This is a genomic window from Nitrospirillum viridazoti CBAmc, from assembly GCF_000730165.1.
Lineage (GTDB): Bacteria > Pseudomonadota > Alphaproteobacteria > Azospirillales > Azospirillaceae > Nitrospirillum > Nitrospirillum viridazoti.
In genome coordinates, this window is the sequence record NZ_CP022111.1 from 1012779 (window position 1) to 1029626 (window position 16848).

16 protein-coding genes are annotated in these 16848 nt (G+C 67.0%); 8 read left to right on the forward strand and 8 right to left on the reverse strand.

The window, feature by feature from the left end; genetic code table 11:
- Nucleotides 1-31 precede the first annotated feature (31 nt).
- From Y958_RS17790 to Y958_RS17800, 3 genes are all read left to right on the forward strand, one after another.
- On the forward strand, nucleotides 32-2860 hold the full coding sequence (locus tag Y958_RS17790; RefSeq protein ID WP_088873307.1) for a hybrid sensor histidine kinase/response regulator: 2829 nt from the start codon (nucleotides 32-34) through the stop codon (nucleotides 2858-2860).
- A gap of 94 nt (nucleotides 2861-2954) precedes the next feature.
- Nucleotides 2955-3797, forward strand: coding sequence for a hypothetical protein (locus tag Y958_RS17795; RefSeq protein WP_145727838.1), 843 nt, complete (start codon nucleotides 2955-2957; stop codon nucleotides 3795-3797).
- A gap of 20 nt (nucleotides 3798-3817) precedes the next feature.
- Nucleotides 3818-4396 carry a DUF4269 domain-containing protein gene (locus Y958_RS17800; RefSeq protein WP_244909444.1) on the forward strand — a complete coding sequence of 193 codons (579 nt, stop codon included), beginning with the start codon at nucleotides 3818-3820 and terminating at the stop codon, nucleotides 4394-4396.
- Here Y958_RS17800 and Y958_RS17805 read toward each other — a convergent pair.
- Nucleotides 4356-5267, reverse strand: a complete 912-nt coding sequence (locus Y958_RS17805; protein WP_088873309.1) for an EamA family transporter — start codon at nucleotides 5265-5267, stop codon at nucleotides 4356-4358. The genes Y958_RS17800 and Y958_RS17805 overlap by 41 nt on opposite strands.
- Nucleotides 5268-5403: 136 nt before the next feature.
- On the opposite strand from Y958_RS17805, the gene Y958_RS17810 reads away from it, so the two are divergent.
- Both Y958_RS17810 and Y958_RS33040 read left to right on the forward strand, forming a co-directional pair.
- On the forward strand, nucleotides 5404-5910 hold the full coding sequence (locus Y958_RS17810) for an Lrp/AsnC family transcriptional regulator (protein WP_088873310.1): 507 nt from the start codon (nucleotides 5404-5406) through the stop codon (nucleotides 5908-5910).
- A 137-nt stretch (nucleotides 5911-6047) separates the two neighbouring features.
- On the forward strand, nucleotides 6048-6302 hold the full coding sequence (locus Y958_RS33040) for a helix-turn-helix domain-containing protein (RefSeq protein WP_145727837.1): 255 nt from the start codon (nucleotides 6048-6050) through the stop codon (nucleotides 6300-6302).
- Here Y958_RS33040 and Y958_RS17820 read toward each other — a convergent pair.
- Together Y958_RS17820 and Y958_RS17825 are read right to left on the reverse strand one after the other, a co-directional pair.
- Nucleotides 6238-7041, reverse strand: coding sequence for a hypothetical protein (locus Y958_RS17820; protein ID WP_145727836.1), 804 nt, complete (start codon nucleotides 7039-7041; stop codon nucleotides 6238-6240). The two genes, Y958_RS33040 and Y958_RS17820, sit on opposite strands and share 65 nt — an antisense overlap.
- A gap of 225 nt (nucleotides 7042-7266) precedes the next feature.
- Nucleotides 7267-7776: a hypothetical protein gene (locus tag Y958_RS17825; RefSeq protein WP_088873313.1), complete on the reverse strand. Its 510-nt coding sequence runs from the start codon at nucleotides 7774-7776 to the stop codon at nucleotides 7267-7269.
- A 260-nt stretch (nucleotides 7777-8036) separates the two neighbouring features.
- Here Y958_RS17825 and Y958_RS17830 point away from each other — a divergent pair, with 260 nt between their 5' ends.
- The gene (locus Y958_RS17830; protein ID WP_088873314.1) at nucleotides 8037-8693 is read left to right on the forward strand and encodes a response regulator transcription factor; all 657 of its coding nucleotides are present in this window, start codon (nucleotides 8037-8039) and stop codon (nucleotides 8691-8693) included.
- A 22-nt stretch (nucleotides 8694-8715) separates the two neighbouring features.
- Here Y958_RS17830 and Y958_RS17835 read toward each other — a convergent pair whose 3' ends face one another.
- Together Y958_RS17835 and Y958_RS17840 are read right to left on the reverse strand one after the other, a co-directional pair.
- A complete protein-coding gene (locus Y958_RS17835) occupies nucleotides 8716-9195 on the reverse strand; it encodes a hypothetical protein (protein WP_145727835.1) in 480 nt (159 codons plus the stop codon).
- Between the two features lie 98 nt (nucleotides 9196-9293).
- Nucleotides 9294-10550: a cupin domain-containing protein gene (locus Y958_RS17840; protein ID WP_088873316.1), complete on the reverse strand. Its 1257-nt coding sequence runs from the start codon at nucleotides 10548-10550 to the stop codon at nucleotides 9294-9296.
- Nucleotides 10551-10757: 207 nt separating this feature from the next.
- On the opposite strand from Y958_RS17840, the gene Y958_RS17845 reads away from it, so the two are divergent.
- Nucleotides 10758-11627, forward strand: coding sequence for a LysR family transcriptional regulator (locus tag Y958_RS17845; RefSeq protein ID WP_211098601.1), 870 nt, complete (start codon nucleotides 10758-10760; stop codon nucleotides 11625-11627).
- On the opposite strand, the gene Y958_RS17850 is transcribed toward Y958_RS17845, so the two are convergent.
- A complete protein-coding gene (locus tag Y958_RS17850) occupies nucleotides 11628-12296 on the reverse strand; it encodes an HAD-IA family hydrolase (RefSeq protein ID WP_088873317.1) in 669 nt (222 codons plus the stop codon).
- A gap of 104 nt (nucleotides 12297-12400) precedes the next feature.
- Nucleotides 12401-13402, reverse strand: coding sequence for a glutathione S-transferase family protein (locus Y958_RS17855; protein ID WP_088873318.1), 1002 nt, complete (start codon nucleotides 13400-13402; stop codon nucleotides 12401-12403).
- 492 nt (nucleotides 13403-13894) lie between these two features.
- Between Y958_RS17855 and Y958_RS17860 the strand changes: the two genes are divergently transcribed.
- Nucleotides 13895-15319 (forward strand): mannose-1-phosphate guanylyltransferase/mannose-6-phosphate isomerase, encoded by a 1425-nt coding sequence (locus Y958_RS17860; protein WP_088873319.1) that lies wholly within the window; start codon nucleotides 13895-13897, stop codon nucleotides 15317-15319.
- Nucleotides 15320-15367: 48 nt separating this feature from the next.
- On the opposite strand, the gene Y958_RS17865 is transcribed toward Y958_RS17860, so the two are convergent.
- Complete coding sequence (locus Y958_RS17865; protein ID WP_088873320.1) at nucleotides 15368-16738, reverse strand: phospholipase; 1371 nt, start codon at nucleotides 16736-16738, stop codon at nucleotides 15368-15370.
- Between the last annotated feature and the right edge of the window lie 110 nt (nucleotides 16739-16848).

Genomic DNA, 16848 nt, shown 5'->3' on the forward strand with positions numbered 1-16848 from the left:
TTGCCCCTGGCGCCGGGGGAAGGGGGCGGGCATGAGCGGCCGAGCGGAGGCTGTGATCGTGATGGAGCGGGACGGCGGGGTTTTGCCGGAGGTGCGGGCGCTGTGCGGTCCGCTGCTGGACGCGCTGGTCCAATCCGGCATGCCCCTGACCATCACCGACCATCGCCGTCCGGGCGAGCCGCTGGTTTTCGCCAACCCCGCGTTCGAACGCCTGACCGGCCACGCCTTCAGCGGCCTGGCCAACCGGCCCTTCGGCTTCCTGGCCGCCGCCGATGCCGACCCGGCCATCCTGGCCGGGATCGAGGAGGCTTTGGCCGCCGACCGGCCGCTGACGGCCGATCTGCGGGTGATGCGCAAGGATGGCACCATCTTCTGGGACCGGCTGCGCCTGACCCCGGTGGTGGACGGCCAGGGCGCCACGCCCTATTTCCTGTGGACCCATTGCGACCAGACCGTGGACCTTGCGCGCATGGAGGTGGAGGCCGAGCTGGCCGCCAGCCGCCAGGCGCTGGCCAACGCCAAGGAACGGGCGCGCCTGGCCCAGGCCGTGGGCGGCACCGCCGGGGCCTGGGAATGGGATGTGGCCGATGGCCGGCTTTACGCCGACGCCCGCTTCGCCGAGCTGTACGGCCTGGATCCGGTGGCTACCGGCAATGGCCTGTCCACCGACGCCTTCTTCGATTCCATCCATACCGATGACCGCATGCGCATCCGCATTGCCGTGGCCGGGGTGATGCATGGCGCCGACATCTTCGCCAAGGACTACCGGGTGGTGGGCCGCGACGGCACGGTGCACTGGGTCTCGGCCCGCGGGGGGGCCGACCGCACCGCCGACGGGACGGTGCGCCGCTTCCGCGGGGTGCTGGCCGACATCACCGAGCAGAAGCGGGTGGAGGAGCAACTGCGCGTGGCCCAGACGGCCGGCGGCGTGGGCACGTTCGAGTACATCAGCGGCTTCGGCACCGTATCCGTATCTGAACAGTTCTGCCGCCTGCTGGGCCTGCACCCGACCACGGCCCTGCCAGTGCGCACCGTCAACGCCGTGGTGCTGGCCGATGACGCCCCCCTGATCACCAGCCTGGAAGGCGGGGAGACGGCGCCTCCCTATCGCGAGTTCCGCATCCGCAGGCCTGACACGGGGGAGATCCGCTGGCTGGCCCAGCGAGGAGAGCACCGCCGCGACGGCAAGCGTGACCGCGAAGGCCGCCAGGGATCCGGCAGCCGCTTCATCGGCGTGATCTACGACATCACCGCGTCAAAGGACGCGGAGGCAAAGCTGCGCCAGTTCGCGGAGACGCTGGAGGCGCGGGTGGAGGAACGCACGCGGGAGCGTGACCGCGTTTGGAACAACTCCCGCGACCTGCTGGTCATCATCGGCGCCGACGGCATCTGCCGGGCGGTCAGCCCCTCCTGGACCGCCATCCTGGGCTATGAAACGGATGAGGTGGCAGGCCGTCAGGTGCAGGACTTCGTCCACGCCGACGACGTGGTGGCGACGGCGGAGGCGCTGATGGGCGCCCTACATGACCAGAACCTGACCAATTTCGAGAATCGCCAGCTGCACAAGGACGGCAGCCTGCGCTGGATCTCCTGGAACACGTCCAAGGAAGGCGATCTGGTCTACGCCTATGGCCGCGACATCACCGAGGACAAGCAGCGCGCCGACATGCTGCGCCAGACGGAAGAGCAGCTGCGCCAGGCCCAGAAGATGGAGGCCGTGGGCCAACTGACCGGTGGGCTGGCGCACGACTTCAACAACATGCTCATGGGCGTCATCGGCGGCCTGGACATCGTGCGTCGCCGCATTTCCCAGGGCCGGCTGAACGACCTGGACCGTTTCATGGACGCCTCCATGGCCTCGGCCCAGCGCGCGGCGGCCCTGACCCACCGCCTGCTGGCCTTCTCGCGCCGGCAGTCGCTGGACCCCAAGCCCATCGACGTCAACGGCCTGGTGCGGTCCATGGAGGATCTGCTGCGCCGAACTTTGGGCGAGCAGATCGAGCTGCGCATCACCGTGGCGGAGAACCTGACGGCAGCCCGCAGTGACGTGAACCAGCTGGAAAGCGCCATCCTCAACCTGGCGATCAACGCGCGCGACGCCATGCCCGACGGCGGCATCCTGACCATCGAGACCAGCCGCGCCACCCTGGACCGGTCCTACACCAACCGGCATGACGGCCTGTCGCCCGGCGACTATGTCATGATCCGGGTCAGCGATACCGGCATGGGCATGCCGCCCGATGTGGTGGCGAAGGCCTTCGATCCCTTCTTCACCACCAAACCCATCGGCCAGGGCACGGGCCTGGGCCTGTCCATGATCTATGGTTTCGTGAAGCAGACGGGCGGCCACGTGCGCATCGACAGCGAGCCCTGGCGCGGCACGGCCATCATCCTGTACCTGCCCTGCGATGGTGGCGCCAACGCCCAGGATGGCGGCTTTGCCGGCATGGGCGAAACCCCGGAAGGGGCTGGGGAGATCGTCCTGGTGGTTGAGGATGACGATTCCGTGCGGCTGCTGGTCCTGGATGTGCTGCAGGAACTGGGATACACCGCCCTGCACGCGGCCGATGGGCGCGGTGCGCTGAGCGTCATCGAATCCTCCAGCCAGATCGATCTGCTGATCACCGATGTCGGCTTGCCGGGTTTGAATGGCCGGCAATTGGCGGAGATCGCGCGCCGGCGGCGGCCCAACCTGCCGGTTCTGTTCGTCACGGGGTACGCCGCCAACGCCGCCGTACGCGGCGATTTCCTGGAACCGGGCATGGACATGGTGATGAAGCCCTTCGCCATGGACGAACTGGCGGCCAAGATCCGCGGCATCCTGGAAGAGCGGCAGGTGCTGGCGGCCGCTCCCTCTTAGCGGGTATATTGTAAGAATGAATTCCGTATAGGTTGCGGACCGGCCCGCTTTCCGGCATATCTGGCTTCAGTGGCTTTAACCCCCGGGGGCTGGGATGCGGATGAATTTGATCATGGGCGCGGTGGCCCTGTCGGTGCTGGCGGGCTGCGCCGCCACCGGACAAGGAACGGATGGCGCGGGAACGGCCGGGCAGGGCACCAGCGCCACGCCGGCCCAGCTTTTCGCCCGCTCCCTGAACGCGGCCGCCGTGGCGCGGCCGGACTTGATCGGGCCGGAGCTGGTGCGCATCGCGCCCGACGCCCCCCAGACATCCTGGGCCAAACTGGTGTGGCGTGATGGGCCGCACGGGCGCCAGGTGCTGGTGGCCTCGACCATGGCGGCGTCGGCCTATGAGAAGTACTACGCTGGCAAGGCCGGCGGCACTTCGCCCGACAGCTGGGGCACCATGTGGGTGACGGCCGTGCCGCAGCTGCAGGAGTTTTGCGCCGGTGCCGTTGGCGACGCCACGGCCAAAACCGAACGGGTGAAACAGTATCTGGGCCTGGACCCGTCCCGCGATTATTCCGAGGTGGTGGAGATGTGGGTGGCGCCCGAGGCGCTGGCCCGCCCGTGTCCGGACACCGACGTGACGACCGCCCACTGCACCCTGGACACCTCATCCACCGTGGCCCGGCCCAACTGCGCCGCCGGCGACGCCGCTTGCCTGGAGAAGCAGGGCTATTGGGATTGGTTCGCCCGCAACATGCGCGTGAACTATGTCGAGGGCGGCGCGCCCTGGACCCGCTTGGGTTATACCTATGACTGGCATCCCCAGGCCGGCGGGCCCGATGGCGCCGTCCGCTATGGCGCCAGTGAATTCATCCTGAAGCCCAGCCGCCCCTATGACATCCGCGCTGCCTACACCCTGGCCGACTATTGCCGCAAGCCAGCGGCCTGAGGCCGACGGAGGGTGGCGCCATGTGGCACAATCGCTGGATGGAAAAGCCGTCCTATGAGGAGGCGCTGGCGCTGACCGGCCTCATGAAGACCTTGGCGGCGTTCAACCCACGTGTGGCGGGCACGCCGCCCCTGGGCCTTGACCTGCCATCCAGTGACATCGACATCCTGTGCCACGCCCGGGACGCGACCGCCCTTGCCGCGGCGCTATGGACCGTGGGCGCGGACTGGGAAGGTTTCACCCTGTATCAATGGCGGCGGGCGCCGCGGCCGGTCATCGCTCGTTTCCGGGCCCACGGCTGGGCCTTCGAGGTTTTCGGCAGTCCCGAGCCGGTGGAGACGCAGGCGGGATGGCGGCACTTCATGGTGGAGGCCCGCCTGCTGTCCCTGGGCGGCCTGGCCCTGCGCGCCGCCGTCATGGCGGCCCGGCTGGGGGGAATGAAGACCGAACCCGCCTTCGCGCAGGTGCTGAAGCTGCGGGGCGACCCTTATGCCGCCCTTCTGCTGCTGGCGGCCGCGCCCGATGACCGGCTGTCGGCCCTGGTGGCCGCCGCTGGCTTCATTCCGGCATCACGGGGGCTGTTGGCCGGCGGGCGCTGAGCGTGGCGCCGATGGAGGCCACCATGATGGTGGCGATGGCGAGCCAGTGGAGGGGCGACAGCGCCTCGCCCAGCAGCATCATGGCCATCAGGGCGCCCACCGCCGGCTCCGCGCTGGTCAGCGTGCTGAAGGTCTGGGCCGGCAGGCGGCGCATCGCGAACATTTCTAGCGTGTAGGGTAGGGCGCTGGACAGGGCTCCCACCATGAAGGCGCTACCCAGGATGCCCGGCTGGAACAGGGTGGCCGCCCCGGTCTGCGCGATGCCGATGGGCAGCACCAGGGTGGCGGCGATCAGCGTGCCCGCCGCCGTCGCCTGGGTGCCGTGGGCGCCGCCCACCTTCTTGCCGGCGACGATGTACAGCGCCCAGAACACGCCCGCCCCCAGGGCGCAGGCGATACCGTACGGGTCCAGCTGCGCCGCCGCCCTCTCCAGCGGCAGCAGCAACGCCAGCCCCCCCACCGCCAAGCCTATCCACAGGAAATCGACCCGGCGGCGGGATGACAGCAGCGCCAGGCACAGCGGCCCCGTGAACTCGACCGCAATGGCAACGCCCACCGGTATGGTCTGCAGCGCCTGGTAGAACAGGAAATTCATCGCCCCCATGGCCCCGCCGTAAACCAGCAGTGGCCGCCAGCTGTTCCGCGTCAGCCGCAGGCGCCAAGGCCGCAGGAGCAGGGTCAGCATAAGGGCCGCCGTCGTCAGGCGCAGGGCCGTGGTGCCCTGCGGGCCCGTCACCGGGAACAGGGTCTTGGCGATGGACGCGCCCGTGGTGACCGACACCATGGCGGCGAACAACGCTGCCATGGGCAGCAGTGGGGACAGGCGGGCGGCCCCCGGCAGGGACGGCGGCAGGGTTGTGTCGTGGGACATGGGACTGTGATCGAGGAAGGATGTTTGGATGCTTGAGACTTCAAGCGCTGCCCTAGTTTAGCGGTTTGGTCCGTCCAAACGTGTCAATTATTGTTGATCCATGATAATTTTTATCGCGAAAGCGGTGCATGAGGCCATGTTGATATCGCCCGACCTGGATGCCATCGACGCCAAGCTGCTGGAACAGCTGCAAGGTGACGCCCGCTTGCCCATGCCGGTGCTGGCGGAGCGGGTGGGCCTGTCGGGGCCGGCGTGCTACCGCCGCGTCCGGCGCCTGCGTGAGATCGGCGCCATCGAGCGTGAGGTCGCCATCGTCCGGCCGCGCACACTGGGCTGGCCTTTAACCATGGTGGTGCTGGTGACCTTGGAGCGTGACAGCGGCCGCGCCACCGATGCCGGCAGCGGGCACGTCATCGACCAGTTCATGCGCAAGATCGCCGCCGTGCCGGAGGTGGTGGAGGCCTGGTACGTCACCGGCGACCATGATTTCGCGCTGCGCATCGTCGCCCGCGACATGGAAGGCTACGACGATCTGACTCGGCGCATCTTGCTGAATGACGAAAACGTCCGCACCTTCAAGACCTTGGTCGTCATGCGCCAAGCCAAGGCGTTGAGCCCGGTACCGGCCGACCAGGCAATCTGAGCATTATTTCCATAACGTATGTTATCGGTTTTTCGTATGTAGGCGCAAAGTTAAAATGTCAGGCCTGTGCAAAGTAGAACTGTCAGTCTTCCGGTTGGCTGTGTCCGACGTGGGAGGCTGCGGTGGGCTGGGTGGTGATGAGCGACCGGGAAGTTCGGCGGGTGGAGTTTCTGGGGGATGTGGTTGGCGGCCGTCTGACGGTGTCGTCAGCGGCGGCTGTTCTGGGCTTGAGCGAGCGTCAGGTATGGCGCTTGCTGAAGCGGTATCGGGATGGTGGCGCCATCGCCTCTCCGGCGCCGCCTGTTTCGATCAGGTCCGTGCCAGACGTCAGCCGGCCGTGGGGAACAGGGCGTGGAGGACGGCGGCCTTCCTCTGCAGATACTGGCCTATGATCCCTTCCAGATCATAGGCCGTCCAGTCAACCTCCACCGCCCGGGCGTAATGCGTCAGGGTGTTCACGGCGTGGAAGAAGTGATTCTTCTCGGTGCCGCCGCAATGCACCGTGATCCAGCGCAGCGGCCGGGCGGTGTCCTCTTCGGTGTAATGGTACTGGTCGATCAGCCAGCGCTTGAACAGCGGCAGGATGAACTCGACCTCCCCATGGGTGTAGATCTCGTGCGTCAGCGTGGTCAGCAAGCCCAGCGCGACGTCAGGCTCCCGCAAGGACATATGGTCCTTCCACTTCTTGAAATCGGCGGCGGTCGGGTCGATGTAGCGGGTCTGCAGCCAGGCGTCGTCACCGACGATGCTGGTCGCCATGGTATGGAACAGCTGCGAATGGAGAACCTTGTGCGTCACCGCCAGGTCTTCATCGATGATGCGGTGCAGGGCAACCAGGCTTTGCAGCAGGGCGTGGGAGTCGATCACCGGTTCGCCGCGATGCAGCTTCAGGGTCAATCGATTGCTGATGCCGGCGACCGTCATGGCGCTGTTGTTTGTCTGGCTCCAACTCGCGAAGAACCGGCGCAGGACCTCGGCGTCCTGCTGGCGCGCGGTCAGGGCGGTGAACCCATGTTCTATGGTGGCGAACGCCGCGGGATGGCTTGAAAAGCCGGTCAGCAGCGGCCCCCGGAACGGCCCGTCGGGCATGCCCCGCAATACGGGCAAGATGTGAGTGCTCAGGTTTCCCATATGACTTCCCCCAAACAAGCATGATGAGCGCCGCCGGCAGTGCGCGCCGGTGGCCTTAAAGGCGGATGGATGCTTTTCATCGCAGGTGCCGCGGCTGGCGGCGCCATCTATGGCGAGTTTTTCTGTTTGGTCTTGTTGTTTATTAGAAAGAAAAACGCATTATATTCTGTTAATATTTATCGAATTCTAAATTTACTTAATTTTTTAATGCTCTGCCCAATGACATCAAATGGCAGGCTCCCCTTCCCTCGCGATGTCGATATCCTGTAGCGCCTGGTGCAGGCGCCGGACGGCGATGCGGGCGCCGGTGATCGTGATGTCCGAACCATCGACGCGCACCTCCACCGCACTTTCCCGCCACTCCAGCCAAGCCAGGTACCAGGGCACGGCCAGGCGGTAGAGGGTGCGGCCGCCGCCGCGTTCCGCCGGGTGATACTTGATGCCGGCCAGGACGCCGGCGGCCTTGGCGGCGGCGATGGCGGGGGTTGTCGTTATCAGCCGCCACTGGAACGGCAGAACCTCATAAGGTGCGCGCAAGGATCCTGCGAGGCTGCCGATCAAGGTGCCCACGATGACGTCGGCGTGCAGCGGCCCATAGCCGAACAGCTGCAGCAGGCCGTCAAAAGCCAGCAGGCCAGCGGTGGCAGCACCCAGGGTGCCGGCGCCATGACTCAATAGCTGGCGGGGCGACTGGAAGATCAGGACCTGGCGCCAGCGGGGCAGAAGGCACTGCATGTCGACGAGCTGTCCCTATCAGCCGGTTGCTCGCGTCATTGATAGCCGAGCTGGACAGTTTTTACAACTATGACGTTTAGAGATACCTCTCCGAGCGCGCACTCATCCAGGCCGCCCGAGGATGGTTAAAAATTAATCCTATACCTTGATATGATGGCCCAGGGCGCGGTGCGGGCCCATGGATGATGGGCACGGGAACGGCTGTCCTCTCGGGTGATTAAGCCACCGGGGCATGTAGCCAAGCGACAGGGGATGGGCAAATGACAGGGTCGGTTGCGGCATCGGCGGAAAGCCTCATCTGCGTCATCGATGATGATGCGGAGGTGCGAGGCTCGCTGGAAAGCTTCCTGAGGTCCTGCGGCTATGCCGTGCGCACCTTTGCCAGCCCCGACGCCTTCCTGACCTGCGACGCCGCCGACGCCGCCGCCTGCCTGGTGCTGGATGTCCAGCTGGGTGACGCCAACGGCCTGGATTTCCAGGACCAGTTGCTGGGCAGCGACAGCCACCTGCCCGTCATCCTGATCAGCGGCCATGGCGACATTCCCATGACGGTGCGCGCCATGAAGGCCGGCGCCGTCACCTTCCTGCCCAAGCCCTTCGAGGAAGACGACATGCTGCGGGCCATAGCCGAGGCGGTGGCTCGCGATCGTGAGCGGCGGGCCAAGCGGAACGAAAGCGCCTTGCTGCGCGCCCGATATGACGGCCTGACGGGGCGTGAGCGCGATGTGATGGGCCTGGTCACCGCCGGCCTGATGAACAAGCAGATCGCCGGCCGGCTGGCGCTGAGCGAGATCACGGTGAAAATCCATCGCGGCAACCTGATGCGCAAGATGGAGGCGGAATCGCTGGCCGACCTGGTGCGCATGGCGGAGGCCTTGGGCGTGCGCGAGGCCGTGTCCCGCTACAACCACGGCTGAGACGCCAGGCACGCCTGAAACGTCATGCGCTCTTCAAGGCGCGACGCAGGTGGCGCACGGCGATACGGGCGCCGATGATGGTGACGTCGGCGCCATGCACGCGCACCTCTACCCTGCATTCCCGCCAGCGCAACCAGGGGAGCGACGGGCCGGAGGCCAGGCGATAAAGGGTCCGGCCGCCCGCGCGTTCCACCGGCAGGTAGTCGATGCCGGCCAGGATCACGGCGGCCCTGTCCGCGAACAGGCCGGGATAGGCGCTGCTGACACACCACCGCACCGGCTGCACCTCATAGGGGATGCGCAGGGAGATGGCGATGGCGAAGGCCAGCGTCCCCGCCAGGATGTCGGGCGGGATGGCGCCATGGCCCATCAGCCGCGGCAGCCCGATGAACAGGAAAAAGCCGGCCGCGATGGTCGCCAGGGTGCCGGCCCCATGGGAGGCCAGCTGGCGGGGGGACTGGAACAGCAGGACCTGGCGCCAGGCGGGCAGCACGCTATGCATGATCATGCATCCCAAAAGGCCGCCGACGGTTCGGGGCGACACAGGGCCCCTGGATGTCGGCGGCAAGTTCGTGGGAGGGCAAAGAGGGGCTATCGGCCTCAGGCCGGAAGGATGTCCCAGCGGGCCTTGTTGAACTGCCGGATCAGGTTGGGATCCATGTTGGTGTGCTGGGCCACCAGTTCCGGCGGGGTACAGGCCAGCCATTGGGCCAGCGAGACCTCCTGGAAGCGATCGGCCTTGAAGATTTCCAGGAACACCAGGTCTTCGGTGCCGGTGTTCTGGACGTAATGGCCGAAGCTTTTCTTCACGTAGCCCAGGTCGCCGGGGCGGAAGTCGGCCGTTTGGGCGCGGGGGCCGGTGTTGAACACCGTCATGCGGCCCTGCCCCTTCAGATAGTACTGCCACTCGTCGGCGTTGGGGTGCCAGTGCAACTCCCGCAGGCCGCCGGGCTTGATGGTGACCAGGGCGGCAGCGATGGTCTTGCTGACCGGGAAGTTGCGGGTGTCCACCACCTTGACCGAACCGCCCTTGGTGACGCGGGTGGGCTTCATCGTGCCCATGGAGAAGGTGAACTCGAACTCCGGCTCACCATCCGGCGAGCGCACGGCCTTCTGCACCTCCTCCAGCGGCGGGATGGGATCCTTGGCTTGGTAGATCCACAGGTCGTCGACCGGGATGTTCTTGAAGGCGCTCTGCGGCAGGCCGAAATTCTCGGCCAGCACCTCGGGCGGGGTGTGGGCCATCCACTCGGTCAGCAGCAGGGTGTTGAACTCCGACGCGCGGCCGTTGTCGAACACCAGGGTGAATTCGGCCCCGCTGGTGCCGATGCCCTGCAGGGAATGTGGCAGGCCGGGCGGGAAGTACCAGAGATCACCCTCCTTCACATCGCGCACGGCTGGCCGGCCGTCGGCGTCGATGACGGTGACGCGGCACTTGCCGTCGGTCATCACCGCCCATTCCGCCTGCTGGTGCCAATGCAGCTCGCGCACGCCCCCCGGCCCCAGGCGCATGTTCACGCCGGACACCGCCTCGGAAATGGCGAAGTCGGCCTGGGTCACCTCGCGCGCCCAGCCACCGTCCTGGATGCGTTTGTGGGCGTTGTTGAACGAAGCCCAGAACAGGTCCATGCCGGCGACGTCGGTGGCGGGCGGGTCCTGGAAGGACGGGAACTGGCTGGCCAGCGCCGGGTTCTGTGGCCCCGGCTCCTGCCCGGCGATGGGGTTGGACAGGTTGACGCGGCCCTGGGCCGGCCGATCGGGATTGCCGAAGGTGGCGGCGCCGGCGGAGTTCGCGGCGGCGGCCGCCGCGGCCACGGCGCCGGCCGCGATGATGTTGCGCCTGGTGAAGTCGGTCATGACGGATACCTCGGGCAAGGCACGGCTGGCCCCTCACCCCGGCTCATACCAGAGGATGATTTTCAAAGAGGGTCGGGGCTGCTGTGATCTTCTGGGACGATTTGCCGCCGGGTGGCCTGTCATTAATTCCAATGACTTGGTCCCGACACACCCAATATGGCTAAGGCACCGGACGATGTGCAGAAATAACAGTTATTATTGGACGGAATGACGGTGTTCGATCTCAATCAACTGCGGACCTTCCTGGCCGTGGCCGACGCGCGGCATTTCACGGCGGCGGGGGCGGCCCTGGGCATCAGCCAGTCCACCGTCAGCCAGCATATCCGCCGGCTGGAGGCCGCCTGCGGCCGGCAGTTGTTCGAGCGCGACACCCACACCGTGGTGCTGACGGCCGATGGCACCGTGCTGGCCGAACTGGCGCGCGATATTGTGGGCCTCAGCCGGCAGGCGGCCGATTATTTCACCGACAGCGCGCCGCGCGGCCGCGTGCGCCTGGGGGTCTCGGACGACCTGACCCTTACGCGCCTGGCCGACCTGCTGCGCGACGTGGGTCGCGCCAATCCGACTTTGAGCGTGGAGCTGACGGTGGGCCTGACCAGCCTGCTGTACCAGAAGCTGGACGCCGGCCGGCTGGACCTGGTGTTCGCCAAGCGCCAGCCGGGCGACGATCGCGGCACGCTGATCCACCGCGAACGTCTGGCCTGGCTGGCCCACCGAGACCTGGCGCTGGGCGCGGACGAAGCCGTGCCCCTGGTGCTCTACCCCAACGCCTCCATCACCAGCACCCTGGCGATGGAGGCCCTGAACGGCGCCCGTCGGCCCTGGTTCGTCGCCTGTTCCAGCGAAACGCTGGCCGGCTTGCGCGCGGGTGCGCAGGCGGGCCTGGGCGTGATGGCGCAGTCGCCCCTGCTGATGCGGGCACCGGGATCCGACCTGGTGGAGGTCGACGACCGCGCCGCCCTGCCCCCCTTGGGGGAGGTGGAGTTCGTCGTGCTGGGTCGCAGCCGCCGGCTGCAGGGCGCGCCGTCGGCCCTGGCCGACCTGATCATCAAGAAGGGCCCTGGGCTTTGGGCCTAATCAATTGCGTGCGGTGACCCGCAGGCGTCCATCGGCCGCCACCGTCGCTTTCAGCGGCTCATAGTTGGGCACCAGCGGGTGTCTGGTTTCCAGGGGCTGGTGGTGCGTGGCGGTGATGACGGCCACGGCGGCGCCGGCCGCCTCCCCCGCCGTGATACCGGCGGGCGCATCCTCCCACACCAGGCAATCCCGCGGCGCCACTTCCAACTGGCGGGCGGCCAACAGGAAGGGGTCGGGCGCCGGCTTGCCCTGGCTGACATCATCGGCGGTGATCATGACCGGCGGCGGGGTCAGTCCGGCGGCCATAAGGCGCACATGGGCCAGGGCGCGCGGGGCCGAGGTCACCACCGCCCAGCGCGCGGCCGGCAGGTCCGCCACGAAGGCTGGTGCGCCAGGGATGGCCACCGTGCCCGCCACGTCGTCGATCTCATCCCGTGTCAGCTGGGCCACCTCCGCTTCCACGTCCGTGCCGGGCGGCGCCCAGCGGCGGATGGTTTCCACCGCGCGCACGCCATGCATAGTGGCCAGCAGGGGCGCCGGATCCAGGCCGTGGCGCAGGGCCCAGCGGGACCATGCCCGATTGGCGGATGCGATGCTGTCGATCAGGGTGCCGTCCATGTCGAACAGGAAGGCGGCGAAGGTGCGGTCGGCGTGGGGAATGGCAGGCATGGGTCCAGCGGCGTCGTCGGGGTGCCACTATCCTGCGATGGGGACGGCAATCCTGTCGACGCACGCGGATGCAAGGCACCGCCGATGTCGGCGGGCTTGTTTTCTCAGGCTGGCAGTGGATCGCCAGGCGACACCCGTTCCCGGCCATGCGGCTTGCCATAGTCCAACGCCGGCCCCACGGGCACGATGCCGGTGGGATTGATGGAACGGTGGCTTTCGTAATAGTGGCCCTTGATGTGCGCCAGGTTGACCGTGCCGGCCACGCCCGGCAGCTGGTACAGGTCGCGCAGGTAGGCGGAAAGGTTGGTGTAGTCGGCGATGCGGCGGATGTTGCACTTGAAATGGCCGACATAGACGAGATCGAAGCGCACCAGGGTGGTGAACAGGCGGATGTCCGCCTCCGTCACATGGTCGCCGGTCAGGAATCGGCGGCTGGCCAGGCGGTCGTCCAGCCAGTCCAGGGTCTCGAACAGGGGGCCGATGGCCTCCTCATAGGCGGCCTGGGTGGTGGCGAAGCCCGCCTTGTAGACGCCGTTGTTGACGGTGTCGTAGATGCGGGCGTTCAGCGCGTCGATCTCCGGCCGCAGCGCCTGGGGATAATAATCGCCCGGCTTGGCGCCCACGCCGTCGAACGCGCCGTTGAACATGCGGATGATCTCGGAGGACTCGTTGTTCACGATGGTCCGCTGCTGCTTGTCCCACAGCACCGGCACCGTGACCCGGCCGCTGTAGCGCGGATCGGCCGCCTGGTAGACCTGGTACAGCACGCGGGCGTTGTTCACCGTATCGGGCACCGTGCCCGGCCCCTCGGCAAAGGTCCACCCCTCCTCCAGCATGCGCCAATGCACGACGGAGACGCTGATGGCGTCTTCCAGCCCTTTCAGCGTTCGCATGATCAGGGTGCGGTGGGCCCAGGGACAGGCGAGGCTGACGTACAGGTGGTAGCGGCCGGCTTCCGCCTTGAAGCCCCCGTCCCCGTTGGGCCCGGTGGATCCGTCGGCCGTGACCCAGTTGCGGAAGGCGCTGTCCTTGCGCACGAAGCGGCCGCCCGTCGACTTAGTCTCATACCAGACGTCGCGCCACTCACCCTCAACCAGCAAACCCATGGTCCGTCTCCTGTGATCCCGGCTGGCGTTTTGGTGCCGTCCGTCGGATGGTAGATAGCGCCGACGCGAACCGGGCGGCAGGCCCATAATTGTGTGGCTACCATTCAGGAAACCGGAACGGTGCCGGGCGGTTCCGGAACGCCGCCGCCGCGTGCGCGATCTCATCAATACGCATGGAAGGTGGTTGAGGAATTCCGCCGTGATTTCCTGGAGACGCTGCTGGATCGAGGCTTGAATCCCGCTGGAACCGCCTATGTTGTTGGCCATGCCCAACCCCCGTTTCCGCGGATCAATAATCAAGTACGTTTTGGCCGTTGGAAAATATGGTCTTCGGAATAGATCATTGTCAGGCTGCAGCTTGATTAAGAATCAATTGGGTCGCGACCATACGCCGTAAATCACGCACCGCCACCAAAATGTAATTATTCTCACCCAGGGTGCGGCCCCGGGGTGCGAATGGTACCGGGTGGCGGAATTTGGCCAGGGGACGTCATGGACAAGGCGCAGATACTTCCGCTGATTTTATCGGGTGGCTCCGGAACGCGGTTGTGGCCGCTGTCGCGCGAGCTCTACCCCAAGCAGTTCCTGCCCCTGACGGGCGAGATGTCGCTGTTGCAGCAGACCCTGCACCGCTGCCATCAGGCGGGCTTGGGGCCGGCCATGATCATCGCCAGTCATGAGCACCGCTTCGTGGTGGCGGAGCAGGCGCGCAACATCGACCTGCAACTGGACAGCCTGTTCCTGGAGCCGGCGGCCCGCAACACGGCGCCGGCCATCGCCGCCGCCGCCGTGGTCGCCGCCACCACACGGCCCGACCGGCTGATGCTGGTCCTGCCGGCCGACCATTCCATCGTGGATGAGGTCGCCTGGCGCGCGGCGCTGGATATCGCCATCCCGGCGGCGGTCGATGGCGCCTTCGTCACCTTCGGCATCGAGGCGACGCGGGCGGAGACGGGCTATGGCTACATCCGCAAGGGGGACGGATTGGCGGGGTGCGCCGGTGGCTTCCGGGTCGCGGAGTTCGTGGAAAAGCCGGATCGCGCCACGGCGGAGGACTACCTCGCGGGCGGCCAGCACCTTTGGAACAGCGGTATGTTCCTGTTCCGCGCCGACCGCCTGGTGGAGGAACTGGGCCGGTTCGAGCCCAAGCTGATCGAGGCGGTGCGCGAGGCGGTGGAGCGGCGCGCCGGTGATCTGGACTTCCAGCGCCTGGACGCCGACAGCTTCGCCAGGGCGCCCTCCATCTCCATCGACGACGCCCTGTTCGCCCGCACGGCCCATGCCGCGGTGGTGCCCTGCAGCATCGGGTGGAGCGACGTCGGCTCCTGGAAATCCCTGCTGGATGTGCTGCCCGTGGACGACAAGGGCAATTTCCTGCACGGCGACGTGGTGCTGGAGGATACCACGGGCAGTTATGTCCGCACCGACGGCATCCTGACCACCGTGCTGGGCATGGACAACGTCATCGTCGTCACGACGCCGGACGCCGTGCTGGTGGCCAACAAGGACCGCATGGATGGCCTGAAGGGCATTGTCGCCACCCTGAAGAGAGGCAACCGGCGCGAGGCGCTGGCCCGCCCCCGCGTCTACCGCCCCTGGGGCTATTACCAGACCCTGCATGAGGGAGAGCGTTTCCAGGTGAAGCGCCTGACGGTGAAGCCGGGGCACAAGCTCTCCTTGCAGAAGCATTTCCACCGGGCGGAGCATTGGGTGGTGGTGAACGGCACCGCCACCGTCACCCGCGACGGCGAAACCCACATCGTGCGGGAAAACGAATCCATCTACCTGCCGCTGGGCTGTACCCACCGGCTGGAGAACGCCGGCAAGATCCCGCTGAACCTGATCGAGGTCCAGTCCGGTCCCTACCTGGGGGAGGACGACATCGTCCGCCTGGAAGACAGTTACGGCCGCGTCTGACGGCCGAGGCCGCCATGCAGGAACCAAGCGCAAGCGTAGGTGACCCTCTCAGCGCTGGGCGGCTTCGGTCCCGTCCGGCGCCACCGCGCGGATGACCGCCCGCGTGTCGCGGCCGGCCTGGCGCATGCGGTCGGCCACCAGGCCGGCCAGCTTGGCCTGCTCTGCCGCCGGGGCCTGGCGGGACAGCGCGTAAAGGTCGGCGTCCTTGCCATCCAGGATGGTGGCGGCATCCGAGACGTAACGGGCGGGGAAGCTGCGCTCCACCTGGGCGTCCAGCGCGTCGGCCGCGGCCACCGACTGCACGCTGCTGACATCGCGCAGGGTGGTGGGTTGCAGCCGCTGCACGGTCGCGTCGCCGCTGGTGTCGCGCAGGGCGGCCACCAGCGGGTCGTCCTTGTCGCCCTGGGCCAGGGCGGCGGTCATGCGGTTCTTCTGGTAGTTTTCCAGCGCCGTGTGGCGGTTGGTGACGCGGTTCAGGGCCGCGATCCTGGGCCCATGCACCCCCACCTTATCCAGCACGCTGGTCCATAGCATGGAAACCGTTCCGACCCCCGGCAGGACGCGGGCGTGGTAGGGCTGCGCCATGTCCTGGACATAGTGGGCGGCCCATCCGGCGAAGCGCCAACCCCAGTAGGGATGGCCCTGGGCGAAGGCGAAGCGCGACAGGGTCATGTACAAATGGACCCGCGCCTCCGGGTAGGTGTGCTGAAGGAAGGGGGCGGCCTTATAGAGGATGCCGGCCTCGTGATAGAAGCCCATATGGAAGGGCGCCTGGCTGCCATAGTCCAGCAGCGGATTGCCGAAGGGCTGTGGACCGAAATTGTAGAGCGCCCCCTGCTTCTGGCCATTGTCCTGGAACAGGCCGATATCCAGGCCGAAATCGGGCTCGTCGGTGGCGGTGGCGATCACGTCGGCCACGCTCAGCGCTTCCCCCTCCTCCACCCGCTCCATCCGCTTCTGGTCGATGTCGCCGGCGTCCTTCAGGATGCTGAGCGCCGACCACGCCATCTCCCGGCCCGCCGCCGCGACCGTACCAGGTGGGTGCTGCACATAGAGCGCGAAGGGCACGTCCTCGTTAACGCGGATGGCATGGACGAAGGCCTGCTTCAGCGCCACCGGCTCCGCCCCGTCCGCCGCCTTGAATGCCAGGGCATCCGGTCGGGGGGCATAGAAGGGCACATTGGTTCGCGCCCACTGCTCCTCCTCCTCCAGCACCTTGGGCAAGGCCGCCGCCTCCATGGCCAGGAAGGTGGTCAGTGCCTCGGCCGGCACGCTGTGGCCGACCACCTGCGGCATCGTCCCCACCGCATCCCAGGTGCACAGGGCGTGGCCGCTCCACGCCCACGCCACCGGCTGGGCGGCGAAGAAGAAGGCGGCCGTCAGGCACAGGCAGTGGTAGAAGGAGCGGGAATAGCGCATCTAAGACCCTGTTTTCGCGGAGCCATCAAGGATGGCTCGGACCATACCCGGGTTCAGAGTCATTTCCGCGACATCGCGCTTCAAATTTCCGGGCCTGGTGCGCAACCCCA

Excerpts from the sequence above, each read along its gene's own strand:
- Y958_RS17790 (WP_088873307.1), top strand. The coding sequence starts at position 32 with ATGAGCGGCCGAGCGGAGGCTGTGATCGTGATGGAGCGGGACGGCGGG.
- Y958_RS17795 (WP_145727838.1), top strand. The coding sequence starts at position 2,955 with ATGCGGATGAATTTGATCATGGGCGCGGTGGCCCTGTCGGTGCTGGCG.
- Y958_RS17800 (WP_244909444.1), top strand. The coding sequence starts at position 3,818 with ATGTGGCACAATCGCTGGATGGAAAAGCCGTCCTATGAGGAGGCGCTG.
- Y958_RS17805 (WP_088873309.1), bottom strand. The coding sequence starts at position 5,267 with ATGTCCCACGACACAACCCTGCCGCCGTCCCTGCCGGGGGCCGCCCGC.
- Y958_RS17810 (WP_088873310.1), top strand. The coding sequence starts at position 5,404 with ATGTTGATATCGCCCGACCTGGATGCCATCGACGCCAAGCTGCTGGAA.
- Y958_RS33040 (WP_145727837.1), top strand. The coding sequence starts at position 6,048 with ATGAGCGACCGGGAAGTTCGGCGGGTGGAGTTTCTGGGGGATGTGGTT.
- Y958_RS17820 (WP_145727836.1), bottom strand. The coding sequence starts at position 7,041 with ATGGGAAACCTGAGCACTCACATCTTGCCCGTATTGCGGGGCATGCCC.
- Y958_RS17825 (WP_088873313.1), bottom strand. The coding sequence starts at position 7,776 with ATGCAGTGCCTTCTGCCCCGCTGGCGCCAGGTCCTGATCTTCCAGTCG.
- Y958_RS17830 (WP_088873314.1), top strand. The coding sequence starts at position 8,037 with ATGACAGGGTCGGTTGCGGCATCGGCGGAAAGCCTCATCTGCGTCATC.
- Y958_RS17835 (WP_145727835.1), bottom strand. The coding sequence starts at position 9,195 with ATGCATAGCGTGCTGCCCGCCTGGCGCCAGGTCCTGCTGTTCCAGTCC.
- Y958_RS17840 (WP_088873316.1), bottom strand. The coding sequence starts at position 10,550 with ATGACCGACTTCACCAGGCGCAACATCATCGCGGCCGGCGCCGTGGCC.
- Y958_RS17845 (WP_211098601.1), top strand. The coding sequence starts at position 10,758 with ATGACGGTGTTCGATCTCAATCAACTGCGGACCTTCCTGGCCGTGGCC.
- Y958_RS17850 (WP_088873317.1), bottom strand. The coding sequence starts at position 12,296 with ATGCCTGCCATTCCCCACGCCGACCGCACCTTCGCCGCCTTCCTGTTC.
- Y958_RS17855 (WP_088873318.1), bottom strand. The coding sequence starts at position 13,402 with ATGGGTTTGCTGGTTGAGGGTGAGTGGCGCGACGTCTGGTATGAGACT.
- Y958_RS17860 (WP_088873319.1), top strand. The coding sequence starts at position 13,895 with ATGGACAAGGCGCAGATACTTCCGCTGATTTTATCGGGTGGCTCCGGA.
- Y958_RS17865 (WP_088873320.1), bottom strand. The coding sequence starts at position 16,738 with ATGCGCTATTCCCGCTCCTTCTACCACTGCCTGTGCCTGACGGCCGCC.